This is a genomic window from Sphingomonas sp. CCH9-E2 (assembly GCF_001557215.1).
Lineage (GTDB): Bacteria > Pseudomonadota > Alphaproteobacteria > Sphingomonadales > Sphingomonadaceae > Sphingomonas.
Map to the genome: position 1 here is coordinate 1 of NZ_LSJM01000123.1, position 13092 is coordinate 13092.

Sequence of the window (13092 nt, forward strand, 5' to 3'; positions counted from 1 at the left end):
CCCTTCCGGCGCTTCGCGCCTCCCTCCCTCTCCCAATGGGAGAGGGAAGGGGCCCACGAGTGTAGCGAGTGGGAAGGGTGAGGGTGACTGGCTGGCCGGATGGCCAATTCGGGAAGACTGAAATGAAGACCCAGGTTGCGATTATCGGGGCAGGGCCTTCGGGCCTGTTGCTCGGCCATCTGCTGCGTCAGGCGGGGGTGGATTGCGTCGTTATCGAGCGCGCGTCGCCCGATTATGTGCTCGGCCGCATCCGTGCGGGCGTGCTGGAGACGGTCACCACCGATCTCATGACGCGGCTCGGCCTCGACGCGCGGATGAAGCGGGAGGGGCTGGTCGAGGCGGGGTTCAACCTTGCGACCGACGACCGTCTGATCCGCATCGACATTGCCGGGCTGACCGGGCGCAACGTGATGGTTTATGGCCAGACCGAGCTGACCCGCGACCTGATGGACGCGGCGCCCGAGCGCGGTCTTGAGGTCATCTATGACGCTGGCGATGTCGTGCTGCACGAGATCGAGGGCGATGCGCCGTTCGTGACGTACACGAAGGACGGTGAGACGCACCGGATCGATTGCGCCTATATCGCAGGGTGCGATGGTTTTCACGGCCCGTCGCGCAAGGCGATCCCGGCGCATGCGGCGCGCGAGTTCGAGCGGGTCTATCCGTTCGGCTGGCTCGGCATTCTGGCGGACGTGCCGCCGTGCCATGACGAGCTGATCTACGCCAATGGACAGCGCGGCTTCGCGCTCGCCTCGATGCGGTCGAAGACCCGCAGCCGCTATTACATCCAGGTGCCGTTGACCGACAAAGTCGAGGACTGGACCGAAGAGCGCTTGTGGGACGAACTCGCTGCACGTTTCGATCCGATCAGCGAACACAAGGTGACGCGCGGTCCCGCGCTGGAAATGTCGATCGCGCCGCTGCGCTCCTATGTGTTCGAGACGATGCGGCATGGCCGGCTGTTCCTCGCCGGGGACAGCGCGCATATCGTGCCGCCGACGGGGGCGAAGGGGCTGAACCTCGCCGCCTCCGACGTCGCCTATCTCTGCGATGCGCTGGTCGGCGCGGTGAAGCAGGGCGATGCGGCGGGGCTGGATGGCTATCAGGCGCGCGCGCTGGCGCGGATCTGGAAGGCCGAGCGGTTCAGCTGGTATTTGACCAAGCTGATGCACCGCTTCCCCGAGGATGGCGCGTTCGAGCACCGGATGCAGGAGGCCGAGCTGGACTATGTCGCCAGCTCGACCGCGATGCAGACCGCGATTGCGGAGAATTATGTGGGGCTGCCGCTTTAGGCTCCTGCCAGCTGCGGTCGGTTTGCGAGCAGGTGATCGACCACGGACGGGTCGGCGAGGGTCGAGGTGTCGCCGAGGTTGCTGACATCATTCTCGCCGATCTTGCGCAGGATGCGGCGCATGATCTTGCCGGAGCGCGTCTTGGGTAGCGCCGGGGCGAACTGGATCACGTCGGGGGTGGCGATCGGGCCGATTTCCTGGCGTACCCATTTGATCAGCTCGGCGCGCAGTGCGGCGTCTGGCTCGACCTCGGCGTTCGTGGTGACGAAGGCGTAGATGCCCTGACCCTTGATGTCGTGCGGCATTCCGACCACTGCAGCTTCCGCGACCTTGTGGTGGGCGACGAGTGCGCTCTCGATTTCGGCGGTGCCCATGCGGTGGCCGGAAACGTTGATGACGTCGTCGATGCGGCCGGTGATCCAGTAATAGCCGTCCTCGTCGCGGCGGCAGCCGTCGCCGGTGAAATAGCGGCCGGGGAAGGTGCTGAAATAGGTCTGGAAGAAGCGGTCGTGATCGCCCCACACCGTGCGCATCTGACCGGGCCAGCTGTCGGTGATGACCAGGCACCCGTCGCCCGCGCCCTCGATCAGCTTGCCGTCATTGTCGAGCAGGGCGGGCTGGACGCCGAAGAACGGCTTGGTCGCCGAACCGGGCTTGAGCGCGGTTGCGCCGGGCAGGGGGGTGATCATCGCGCCGCCGGTCTCGGTCTGCCACCAGGTGTCGACGATCGGGCAGCGGCCTTCACCGACGACGCGGTGATACCATTCCCATGCCTCGGGATTGATCGGCTCGCCGACGCTGCCGAGCAGGCGCAGGCTGCTGCGGCTGGTGCACTTCACCCACTCATCGCCCTCGCGCATCAGCGCGCGCAGCGCGGTGGGGGCGGCGTAGAAGATCTCGACCTTGAACTTGTCGACCACCTGCCAGAAGCGGCTGTGATCTGGGAAACTGGGGACGCCCTCGAACATCACCGTGGTCGCGCCGTTCATCAGCGGGCCGTAGACGACATAGCTATGGCCGGTGACCCAGCCGATATCGGCGGCACACCAGTAGATCTGGCCGGGGCGGTAGTCGAAGACATATTCGTGCGTCATCGATGTCCACACCGCATAGCCGCCGGTGGTGTGCAGCACGCCCTTGGGCTTTCCGGTCGAGCCCGAGGTGTAGAGGATGAACAGCGGGTCCTCCGCGCCCATCGCTTCGGGTGCGCAGTCGGCGCTCTGACTGGCGGCATCGGCCCAGTCGATGTCGCGGCCCGCGACCATCGGCACATCGGCACCGGTGCGGCGGAGCATGATCACGCGCTCGACGCCGGGGCAGCGGGCAAGGGCCGCATCGACATTGGCCTTGAGCGGGATGCGCTTGCCGCCGCGCAGCCCTTCGTCGGCGGTCAGCACGATGCGGCTGTCGCAATCCTGGATGCGCCCGGCGAGCGCGTCGGGGGAAAAGCCGGCGAACACGATCGAGTGGATCGCCCCGATCCGCGCGCAGGCGAGCATCGCTACCGCGGCCTCCGGCACCATCGGAAGGTAGAGCGTCACCCGCTCGCCGCGCTTCACCCCCTGCGCCTTCAGCAGATTGGCGAAGCGACAGACATCGGCGTGAAGCTCGCGATAGGTGATGACGCGGTGTGGCTCGTCCGGACTGTCCGGCTCCCACAGGATCGCGGTCGCGTCGCCGCGCTCGGCCAGATGCCGGTCGAGCGCATTGGCGCTGATGTTGAGCGTGCCGTCGGCGAACCAGGCGATGCCGAAATCGGCCTCGTCAAAGCTGGTTTCCTTGACCCGCGTGAACGGCGTGATCCAGTCGATCCGCTGCGCCGCTTCGCGCCAGAAGCCCTCGGGATCCTCGACCGAGCGGCGATACATCGCGTCATAGCCGTCCGCATCGACCAGCGCGTTCGCGGCCCATTGTTCGGATACCGGGAAGATCGTCTGGGCCATCTCACTCTCCTGCTTACGCCGCGCGTTTGGTCTCTGCGTTAGCGTATCGGGAGCATCAGGTCAGTCCGACTTTTGTCGTAGAGCCGGGGTTCAGTCAGCGGCTTCGGTCGCCTTGCGCGCGGGCAACCAGCCATTCGCCCGGACCCAGCTGGAAAACAGCCGCGGCCATGCCGAGACCGGGTCGCCGGGCTTGCCGAGCCCCCAACTGTGCCCGCCACGCTCGAACAGGTGCATTTCCACCGGCCGCTTGGCGGCATGCATCGCCGCCGCGAGACGCAGGCTGTGCGCGACATCGGCGGTGGGATCGTCATAGGCGTGAGCGAGGAAGATCGGCGGGGTTGTGGCGGTCACCTGGGCCTCGACCGAAAAGGCGTCGCGCCAGTCAGGCAGCTTGCTGACATAGCGCGCGGTGCGCGTCGTATCGATCGGCGCGCGCATCGAGATGACCGGATAGATTAGCCCGGCAAAGTTCGGCACCGCGTTGACCGTGTCCACCGCGTCGATCGCTGGGTAGAAGTCATGCGCCCCGCGCGTCGCCAGCATGCCCGCAAGATGGCCACCCGCCGAAAAACCGATGATGCCGATCCGCTTGGGGTCGATCCCTAAAGTCTTCCAGTTGCCGCGTAGCAGCCGCATCGCGCGCTGCCCGTCCTGAAACGGCACCTCGGAACTCCAGCCGTCGCCGGGCAGGCGGTAATAGAGCACGAACGCGGTCACCCCGCGCTGCGCCAGCCATTGCGCGGTGGGCATCGCCGCGCTGCCGATCTGGATGCGGAAATAGCCGCCGCCGCCGATCACGAGCACTGCAGCGCCATTCGGCTTTCTGGGCCGCACGACGACCATGCGCGGGACCGTGACGTTGGAGACCGATCCGGTCGCTACGCCCTCGCTGCCGATCTTCTCGGGCCCGGTGACGGTGCCGCTTCCCGGCATCGCGCCGGGCCAGAGGTTGATCGTCTCGCTCCGCGCCGAGGCCGGGGCCGCGACGCAGAGGAGGAAAAGGGCAGCGAGCCAGCGCGTCATCATCACCTCAGAACCGCTTGCCGATCGAGGCGTAGAGATAGCGGCCATAGGGGACATAGAGCGACCCCAGATAGCCATCGGCGGTGATCGGCGGCTGGGTATCGAACACGTTGCGCGCGCCGATGCGGAAGCGCGTGTCCTCCAGCGGCCCGCTGCGGATGCGATACTGGGCATAGAGGTTGAGGAACGCCTTGCCCTCGACCTTGTAGGGGTTGCCGTTCGCGTCGAGGAAGTTGGTGTCATACACTGTGCCGATGTAGTTGCCGAACGCACCGATCTGGAAGCCCTTGTGGCTCCAGGTCAGCGACCCGGTGACGCGCCACTTGGGCCGCCCGCGCTCCTCGATCAGGTCGCGTGCGTCGGTCAGCGGCGTGGCGGCGTTGATCTGACCCGCTGCGCGCGCGTCGAACAAGGCCTGTACCGCCGGCGGCGTTTCGCGCGAGAATTTGGTCAGGCGCGCGGCATTCAGCGCGACGTCGAACCGGCCGATATCGGTGCGGACATTGTAGAGCAGCGCCAGATCGACGCCCTGCACCGTCTGGGGCAGCAGGTTGACGAACTGGTCGTTGATCCGCGTCACTGCACCGACCGCCGTCAGCCCGGTCCCGGTGAACACCGGCGTATCATCGGCAGTGGGCGCGGCGCGGATGACGTTCGGATTGCTCGACCCCTGCAGGCGCAGCAGATAGTCCAGCACCAGCGCGTTCTGCGCGCCGAACTGCCCGACGATCCCGGTCTGCTGGATCGACCAGAAATCGGCGGTGAGGGTCAGACGACCCAGGCTGCTGGGGATGAACTTCGGCTCGATCACCGTGCCGACCGTCCAGTTGGTGCTTTCCTCCGGCTGAAGGTCGGGGTTACCGCTGATGAAGATCGAATAGCTGATCCCGCGGCTGCACGCGCTGAAATTGGCGATGCGGGCGGCGCGCAGATCCGCCTCGCAGCGGTAGTAATCGGTGTTGGAGTTGAGCCGCGAATAGGCGACCGTCTTGGTCTGCTCCAGGTTCGGGGCGCGGAACCCCTGCGACCACGATCCGCGCAGGCGCAGGCCGTCGACGATATCCCATGCCGCCGCGACCTTGGGCTTGGCGACCGATCCGAAGTCCGAATATTCCTCGACCCGGCCTGCAATCTGCAGGTCGAGGCGGTGGACCAGCGGCACGTCCATCTCGGGCGACACCAGCGGCACGGCGAGTTCGGCATAGGCAGACAGCACGGTGCGGCTGCCGAACACCGACGGGGTCGGGCTGACAGCCGCGACGTTGGACAGGTTGGTCTCGCCGGTCACCATGTCGGTGAAGGTGATCTGGCCGTTGAGGTTGGGATCGCGAATGTCCTGCTGCGTCTCGCGCCGTCCTTCGACGCCGAACGCGATGCCGACCCCGCCGCCGGGCAGGTCGAACAGGCTGGAGTTGGACAGCTTGAAGTCGCCGAGCAGCAGCGTCGTCTTCGACTTGCGGACCAGGTTGAAGCTGATCGCGTCGATCGTCGCCGCGCTGGCGGGCGAACAATCGCCCACCGAGGGGGTGGCGGAGCAGCCGCCGCTGAACGGGTTGTAGGCGTCCGGGGTCGACAGCGCGAGGTTGCGCTGCAGCGCGGTCATGTCGATCGCGTTCGAACTGTCGCGCGCCTGCGCCTCCGAATAGAGGATTCCGGTGTCATAGTCGAAGCTGCCGATCTTGCCCCGCGCGCCGAGCAGGAAGCGCGACTGCCAGTTTTCGACATTCACAATCTGATTGCCAGCATCGACGAAGCGATAGGTGGTGAGGCGCACGGGCAGGCCGGCGGCGGGGACATTGGTGAGGCCCGCGATGCGGTTGGGGTTGGTCTGACCATTGGCGAAGGTGACCGGGCCGAACGGGTTCCAGTAATTGCTCGCCGGGATGACGATCGCGTTGAGGTTGATCGTCGGCGGCTGAATCCGCTGGGTATCGGCGAGGTAGTAACCGAGCTCAGTGTACAGCTCGACCGCGTCGCTGACCTCGTAGCGACCGGTGAAGAAGGCGTTGTAGCGGTTGAACGACGGCGTGACCGTGGTGCCGGGGCGGGTGTCGAACCGCTCGCTGCGCAGCGTCGTCGCGGTCGCACGCGTGCCGGTGCCGATGCAGACATCGGTGTTGAACGTGACGGCGCACCCTGGGTTCAGCGACGACTGGGTATGGAACGCGCCCGCCGACGAGGTCAGCGCCTGATTGCCCGGATTGCGGCGGATCGTGCCGGGGCCGCCGACCACGGCAAGGTTGGCCCACGGGCTCTGCGTCGCGCGTCCGTCGGCAGTCAGGTTGCCGGCATAGGCCGGGTCATTCGCGAAAAAGGACAGGAGGTTGTCGGTCGCGGTATAGGGCTGGTCCTCCGCCAGCTGCGCGGTGCGGCGGACATAGTTGACGAACAGCGAGAAATTGCCGCGCCCTTGGTCGAAGCTGTGACCGATCAGGCCGGTGCCCTCGAACTCCTTGCGGTGCGTCCCCTCGGCATAGCCATAGCGCAGGTCGATCCGTGCGCCGTCGAAATCGCTCTGCGTCACGGTGTTGACCACGCCCGCTACGGCATCCGCACCATAGATGGCGGCGGCGCCATCGCGCAGGATCTCCAGCCGCTCGATCCCCGCGACGGGCAGCGCGTTGGAGTTGTAGCCGAGGACGGGCACGTTGCCGTCGCCCGCCTGGCTGGTCGGGTGGCTGACCATGCGGCGGCCGTTGAGCAGCACCAGCGTGTTGCCGACGCCCAGATTGCGCAGGTTGATCGAATTGACGTCGCCGCGCGCCGCGTTGCTGGTTTGCGGGTTGTTCGCCTCGTTGAAGGTCACGTCGCCCGCCTGCGGGATCGAGCGGATCAGGTCGTCACCCGACAGCGCGCCGGTCGCGTCGATCTGGCTGCGGTCGATCACGCTGACGGGGAGGGCGGTGGTGATGTCCTTGCCCTTGATCTGGGTGCCGACGACGACGACCTCTTGCTCGGGCGCGGCCTCTTCCCCGGTCGGCGTGGTCGGCAGCGCGTCCTGGGCGTGGGCGGGCAGCGCGATCGCGAGTGCGGCGAGCGCGGTGCCGGTCGCGAGGGCGCGGAGGCGGTTGCGGTTGGTCATGGTCTTCTCTCCCTGTTCCCGGAAAGGCGGCTTCGCTGTCCGCTCTTCCCAATGTCCTTGATCAATCCGGATCGGTTTCGCTGGCTGGCCGCGCCGGGCCTGTCGGCGCGTCACCCGCCAGCGCGCGGTCGAGCGCGTCCTTGTCGAGCGCTTTGTCCCAGCGCGCGACCACGACGGTCGCCACGGCGTTGCCGATGAAATTGGTGAGGCTGCGGCACTCGCTCATGAAGCGGTCGATGCCCAGGATCAGCGCCATGCCCGCGACCGGCACCGACGGCACGATCGACAGCGTCGCGGCCAGCGTGATGAACCCCGCGCCGGTCACGCCCGCCGCGCCCTTGGACGAGATCATCGCGATCAGCAGCAGCGCGATCTGGTCGCCGAGCGTCAGGTCGACATTGCACGCCTGCGCGATGAACAGAGCCGCCAGCGTCATGTAGATATTGGTGCCGTCGAGGTTGAAGGAATAGCCGGTCGGGACGACCAGCCCGACCACCGACTTTTCGCACCCGGCACGCTCCATCTTGTCCATCAGGCTGGGCAGGGCGCTTTCGGACGAGGAGGTGCCGAGCACGAGCAGCAGCTCGGCCTTGAGGTAGCGCATCAGCCGGAAGATCGAGAAGCCGGCGAGCCGCGCGACGATGCCGAGCACGACGACGACGAAGATCAGCGAGGTGAGATAGAAGGTTGCCACCAGCCCGGCGAGGTTGGCCAGCGATTCGATGCCGTACTTGCCGATGGTGAAGGCCATCGCGCCGAATGCGCCGATCGGTGCCGCGCGCATCAGGATGCCGACCAGCTTGAACACCACCAGGCCGACCCGCTCGAGCATATCACGCACCGGTGCCGCTGGCTCGCCGACCATCGACAGCGAAATGCCAAACAGGATCGCGACGAGCAGCACCGGGAGCAGCTGATCCCCGGTGAGCGCCGAAACCAGGGTCGTCGGGATGATCGCCATCAGGAATTCGACAATGCCGCTTTCATGCGCCTTGGCGACATAGCCCTCGACCGCGCCGGTATTGAGCGTGGCGGGGTCGACATTCATGCCCGCGCCAGGCTGCACCGTATTGGCGACGATCAGGCCGACGACGAGCGCCAGCGTCGAGAAGAACAGGAAATAGGCGAACGCCTTGCCCGCGACGCGGCCGACCGAGCGCAGTTCGGTCATGCCCGCGATGCCCGTGACGAGGGTGAGGAAGATCACCGGGGCGATGATCATCTTGACCAGCTTTATGAAGGCGTCGCCGAGCGGCTTGAGCGCTTCGCCCACGCCCGGCCAGAAGAAGCCGACGGCAATGCCCGCGGCAATCGCGATCAGCACCTGGACATAGAGCTGGGTCCACCAGCGTCCGGGCTTTGCGGGTTCCGCCGCATATTCGAGTGCAACCGCCATCAACCATCCCCTCATGCGCGCCTTGATTGGCGCGTCTGGCTATAGTTGCGCGGAGTATGATCGCGACAGTGGGGAAACGCGATGACGCTGCGCATGTTGTTTAAAAACAATAGGTTACAGATGCTGGGAATGCTTGCGCCGCTGTGAATATGTATGAAATTTCGCGCAGTGCATTTCGATAATGTGTGATAATCCGCGCAAATGGAGATGGGGACGACTCGGCTATCGCGCCGCCTGGCACTGGTTGCAGCGATCGGGTTTGTGCTGGTTGCCATGGTCGCGCTGGGGGCGTCGCGCTGGGCGCGTGGGCAGGCGGTGGCGGCCACCGATGCGGCGGCGGCAGAGCTGGCGCGCGCCAATGCCGGGTTGTTGACCAGCGAGCTGCAGAAGTTCCGCCTCCTTCCGCTCGTCCTCACCGAATATCCCGATGTGCCGACGCTGCTCGATGCGCCCGCGCCGGGCGTTGCGGCGCGCGTCAATGCCCGGCTGGAGCTGCTCGCCGCGCGTACCGATGCGGCGGCGATCTATGTGATCGATGCCCAGGGCAAGACGGTCGCGGCCAGCAACCACCGCCTGCCGACCAGCTTTGTCGGCCAGAATTACGGCTTCCGCCCCTATTTCCGCGACGCGCTGCGCAACGGCAGCGCGGAGCTGTTCGCGCTCGGTACGGTCAGCGGCGTGCCAGGGCTGTATCTGGCGCAGCGCATCGGCGGTCCGGACCGGCCGCTGGGCGTGGTCGTGGTCAAGATCGAATTCGAACGCGTTCAGGCGCAATGGGCAGCGCAGCAGGGAACGACGATCGTTACCGACCGGCACGGCGTGGTCATCGTCACCGGCCGCGCCGACTGGCGGTTCCACGCGCTTGCGCCGCTGTCAGCGGCCAGCCGTCGGGCGATCCGCACGACACGCCAATATGGCAACCTGCCGCTCGACCCGCTGCCGCTGACCATCGACGGCGCGGATGCGCGCGCGGGGGAGGCGGCGGGCGACAGCCGCGTCGCGTCGGTCGCCGCCCCGCTCGCCGGCGCACGGCTGCAGGTGCTGATGCCGCTGCGTCCGGCGCTTGCCAGCGCCAACGCCAATGCGCGGCTGGTGACGCTCGCCGCGCTGGTGCTGATCGTGGGTGCGCTGCTGTTGCTGTGGCGTGCGCGCGAGCGGCAGCTGCTGCAAGCGGCGGCGCGGGCCGCGCTGGAGACCCAGGTCGCCGAGCGCACCGCCGAGCTGCGCGAGACCAACCGCCAGCTCGAGGCCGAAAGCGCCGAGCGCGCGCGCGCCGATCAGCGCTACCGCGCCGCACGCGAGGAACTGGCACAGGCCAGCCGGCTCGGCTCGCTCGGTCAGATCACCGCCGGGGTCGCGCATGAGATCAACCAGCCGGTCGCGGCGATCCGCACATTTGCCGACAATGCACGTCAGTTGCTCGACCGGGGTGAAGCCGGGCGCGCTGCCGACAATCTCGGCCGGATCAGCGCACTGACCGAGCGGATCGGTGCGATCACCGGCGAACTGCGCAGCTTTGCGCGCAAGCGCACGCCCGATATCGGCGCGGTCGAGGTCGGATCGGCGATCGATTCGGTGATGCTGTTGATCGGTGACCGCGTGCGCGCGGCGGGGGTCAGGCTGGAACGGAGCGGCGATCCGGCTCTGCGCGTCATCGCCGATCGCGTTCGGCTGGAGCAGATCCTCATCAATCTCGTGCAGAACGCGCTCGACGTGCTCGTCGGCGGGCCGGACCCGCGCATCGTCATTGCGGTGGAGGCGAAGGGCGACCGTGCGCACATCATGGTCAGGGACAATGGTCCGGGCGTGCCGTCGGAACTGCGCGACCAGCTGTTCACGCCATTCGTGACCGGGCGGGAAGAGGGGCTGGGCCTCGGCCTTGCCATTTCGCGCGACATCGCCCGGGATTTCGGCGGCGAGCTGACGCTGGCCGATAGCGGGGAGGGCGCGCAGTTCGAACTGACGCTGCTGCGCGCATGATGGGCGAGGGCGGCCAGATCGTCTTCTTCGTCGATGACGATGCCGCGCTGCGCGAGGCGAACGTCCAGACGCTCGACCTTGCCGGGCTGCCCGTGCGCGCCTTTGCCGATGCTGCGTCGCTGCTGGCCCAGATCGGCCCGGACTGCGACGGCGTCGTGGTCAGCGATATCCGCATGCCGGGCATGGACGGGCTGCAGCTGTTCGCGCGGCTGCGTGCGATGGATGCCGATCTTCCCGTCATCCTGATTACCGGACATGCCGATGTGCCGATGGCGGTCGGCGCGCTGCGCGATGGCGCGTTCGATTTCTTGCCCAAGCCATTTGCCGCCGATCATCTCGTCGCGGCGGTGCGGCGTGCGCTCGCGCATCGCCGCCTGATCCTCGACAACCGCGCGCTGCGTGCCGCAGCGGCCAGCCCCCGGGACAGCCCGCTGATCGGTGACAGCCCGGCGATGGTGCGCCTGCGCGAGAGCGTGGCACAGGTCGCGCGCGCCGAGGTCGATGTGCTGATCGAGGGGGAGACGGGCACCGGCAAGGAACTGGTCGCGGCGATGCTTCACCGGGGCTCGCCGCGCGCCGCGCGCGCCTTTGTCGCGGTCAACTGCGCCGCGCTGCCCGACACCCAGGCCGAGATCGAGCTGTTCGGCCATGCCGCCGACGCGGTGCCCTATGGCCGGTTCGAACGCAGCGGCCGGATCGAGGCGTCGAGCCGGGGAACGCTGTTCCTCGACGACATCGACGGCATGCCGCTGGAGGTACAGCCGCGCCTGCTGCGCGTGCTGGAAGAGCGGGAAGTGCTGCCGGTCGGCGCCGAGCGCCCGATCCCGCTCGACCTGCGCGTCATTGCCTCGGCCAAGCGCGACCTGTTGGCGCTGGCGCAGCAGGGTGCGTTTCGCAGCGACCTGTATTTTCGGCTGAATGTGGTGCGCCTGTCGATCCCGCCGCTGCGCGAACGTCGTTCCGACATCGGGCAGCTGTTCGCCGCCTTCGTCGCCGATGCGGTGGCGCAGACGGGTCAGACCGGGTTCCGCATGACCGACGCGATCCGCCGCCATCTGCTCGACCATGACTGGCCGGGCAATGTGCGCGAGCTGCGCAATTTCGCGTTCAGCGCGGTGCTCAACCTGCTCGATGGCAGTGCGAACGCGCATGCGCACCAGACTTTGCCCGACCGGGTCGCTGCCTATGAGGCGATGCTGCTGCGCGAGGCGCTGGAGGCGACACAGGGCAATGTCGCCCGCGCGATCGAGCAACTCGGGATCCCGCGCAAGACCTTCTACGACAAGATGGCGCGCGTCGGGCTGACCGCGGGTGCATTTCGGCGGCGGCGTTAGTTCGGGTTGGTCTGGACCTGCTGTGGCTGCAGCTGCAGCTTGAGCTGTTTGCCGATCGCGCCGACAGCGCGGAGCCAGGTCTGTTGGAGGCCGTCAGATCCATGACCGGTTTGAATTCATTCACCGCAAAATTGTACAGGTCGGTCTTGATCGTGTCCGACAGCATATAGGGCATCAGCGCCTGCTGGAGCCTCTGCAGCAACCGCCATTTCCAGCGCCGCAAGGCCCAGCGCTGCAGGATGCGGTTCAGTTTCTGCATCGCCAGGGGGATGCCGGCGGGGTCATGCACCTCGGCGAGCAGGCGTTTTCGCCCGTCCCGCTGCTCGTGAACGGGCCCAGCTTCTGGTTGCTATAGTCGGACTTGGACGAGCGGGGGCCGTCCGCCTTGGGCTGCCGAGCGCCGCAGCAATCTGCACCAGATGCGCGCGGGGCACCACGACATGCTGTGCGGCGGGGACAGGGCGGGCGGCCGGGCGTCCGGCGCGGGCGGCGAATTGCTGCGTCAACGCTGCTTCCCCTCGAACTGACGGCGGGAAAAACAGCAGGGCTGCCGGGACCGATCAAATCGGAAGCGGAGGCATCTGGTACGGGCGGGGGGACTTGAACCCCCACGGGCCTTGCGGCCCAACGGATTTTAAGTCCGGTGCGTCTACCATTCCGCCACGCCCGCTCGCGCGGTTGGCTGTATCGGGACGCTGATGGACTGCCAAGCGAATTGGCGCGCCGTCAGACGTTCAGGCGCAGGCGCATTTCCTTGCCGGGCTTGAAATAGGGGACGCGCTTGGCCTCCACGTCCACCGCCTCGCCGGTGCGCGGGTTGCGTCCGGTGCGGGCGTCGCGCGCGCGGGTGGAGAAGGCACCGAAACCGCGCAATTCGACGCGGCCGTCGGCGGCCAGGCGCGCAGTGATCTCTTCGAAGAAGATGTCGACGATCCGCTCGATCTCGCGCGCCGACAGATCGGGATTGTCCGTCGCGAGCATCTGTACGAGTTCAGAACGGATCATGTGCGTCCCCATGTTCGAGCTGCGGCGGGATGCCGAC

8 protein-coding genes and 1 tRNA gene are annotated in these 13092 nt (G+C 67.1%); 3 read left to right on the forward strand and 6 right to left on the reverse strand.

Annotation, left to right across the window (positions count from 1 at the left end; genetic code table 11):
• Window positions 1-122: 122 nt before the first annotated feature.
• Window positions 123-1292 (forward strand): 4-hydroxybenzoate 3-monooxygenase, encoded by a 1170-nt coding sequence (gene pobA / locus AX681_RS06580; protein WP_066658737.1) that lies wholly within the window; start codon window positions 123-125, stop codon window positions 1290-1292.
• Here the strand turns inward: pobA and acs are convergent.
• From acs to AX681_RS06600, 4 genes are all read right to left on the reverse strand, one after another.
• Window positions 1289-3235 carry an acetate--CoA ligase gene (gene acs / locus AX681_RS06585; RefSeq protein WP_066658749.1) on the reverse strand — a complete coding sequence of 649 codons (1947 nt, stop codon included), beginning with the start codon at window positions 3233-3235 and terminating at the stop codon, window positions 1289-1291. The two genes, pobA and acs, sit on opposite strands and share 4 nt — an antisense overlap.
• Window positions 3236-3325: 90 nt before the next feature.
• Window positions 3326-4258: an alpha/beta hydrolase gene (locus AX681_RS06590; protein ID WP_197424247.1), complete on the reverse strand. Its 933-nt coding sequence runs from the start codon at window positions 4256-4258 to the stop codon at window positions 3326-3328.
• A gap of 7 nt (window positions 4259-4265) precedes the next feature.
• Complete coding sequence (locus tag AX681_RS06595; protein ID WP_066681970.1) at window positions 4266-7340, reverse strand: TonB-dependent receptor domain-containing protein; 3075 nt, start codon at window positions 7338-7340, stop codon at window positions 4266-4268.
• Window positions 7341-7401: 61 nt separating this feature from the next.
• A complete protein-coding gene (locus AX681_RS06600; RefSeq protein ID WP_066658622.1) occupies window positions 7402-8736 on the reverse strand; it encodes a dicarboxylate/amino acid:cation symporter in 1335 nt (444 codons plus the stop codon).
• A 207-nt stretch (window positions 8737-8943) separates the two neighbouring features.
• Between AX681_RS06600 and AX681_RS06605 the strand changes: the two genes are divergently transcribed.
• Both AX681_RS06605 and AX681_RS06610 read left to right on the forward strand, forming a co-directional pair.
• Entirely contained in the window at window positions 8944-10716 is a 1773-nt protein-coding gene (locus AX681_RS06605; RefSeq protein ID WP_231733689.1) for a sensor histidine kinase, read from the forward strand.
• Entirely contained in the window at window positions 10716-12050 is a 1335-nt protein-coding gene (locus AX681_RS06610) for a sigma-54-dependent transcriptional regulator (protein ID WP_066658618.1), read from the forward strand. The genes AX681_RS06605 and AX681_RS06610 overlap by 1 nt, the downstream gene beginning before the upstream one ends.
• Before the next feature lie 582 nt (window positions 12051-12632).
• On the opposite strand, the gene AX681_RS06615 is transcribed toward AX681_RS06610, so the two are convergent.
• Both AX681_RS06615 and ihfB read right to left on the reverse strand, forming a co-directional pair.
• A tRNA-Leu gene (locus tag AX681_RS06615) sits at window positions 12633-12720 on the reverse strand.
• A 56-nt stretch (window positions 12721-12776) separates the two neighbouring features.
• Window positions 12777-13055, reverse strand: a complete 279-nt coding sequence (ihfB, locus tag AX681_RS06620) for an integration host factor subunit beta (RefSeq protein ID WP_066658615.1) — start codon at window positions 13053-13055, stop codon at window positions 12777-12779.
• Window positions 13056-13092: the final 37 nt, after the last annotated feature.

Bases quoted from the DNA above. Each gene is read 5' to 3' on its own strand.
- pobA (WP_066658737.1), top strand. From the start codon at position 123: ATGAAGACCCAGGTTGCGATTATCGGGGCAGGGCCTTCGGGCCTGTTG.
- acs (WP_066658749.1), bottom strand. From the start codon at position 3,235: ATGGCCCAGACGATCTTCCCGGTATCCGAACAATGGGCCGCGAACGCG.
- AX681_RS06590 (WP_197424247.1), bottom strand. From the start codon at position 4,258: ATGACGCGCTGGCTCGCTGCCCTTTTCCTCCTCTGCGTCGCGGCCCCG.
- AX681_RS06595 (WP_066681970.1), bottom strand. From the start codon at position 7,340: ATGACCAACCGCAACCGCCTCCGCGCCCTCGCGACCGGCACCGCGCTC.
- AX681_RS06600 (WP_066658622.1), bottom strand. From the start codon at position 8,736: ATGGCGGTTGCACTCGAATATGCGGCGGAACCCGCAAAGCCCGGACGC.
- AX681_RS06605 (WP_231733689.1), top strand. From the start codon at position 8,944: ATGGGGACGACTCGGCTATCGCGCCGCCTGGCACTGGTTGCAGCGATC.
- AX681_RS06610 (WP_066658618.1), top strand. From the start codon at position 10,716: ATGGGCGAGGGCGGCCAGATCGTCTTCTTCGTCGATGACGATGCCGCG.
- ihfB (WP_066658615.1), bottom strand. From the start codon at position 13,055: ATGATCCGTTCTGAACTCGTACAGATGCTCGCGACGGACAATCCCGAT.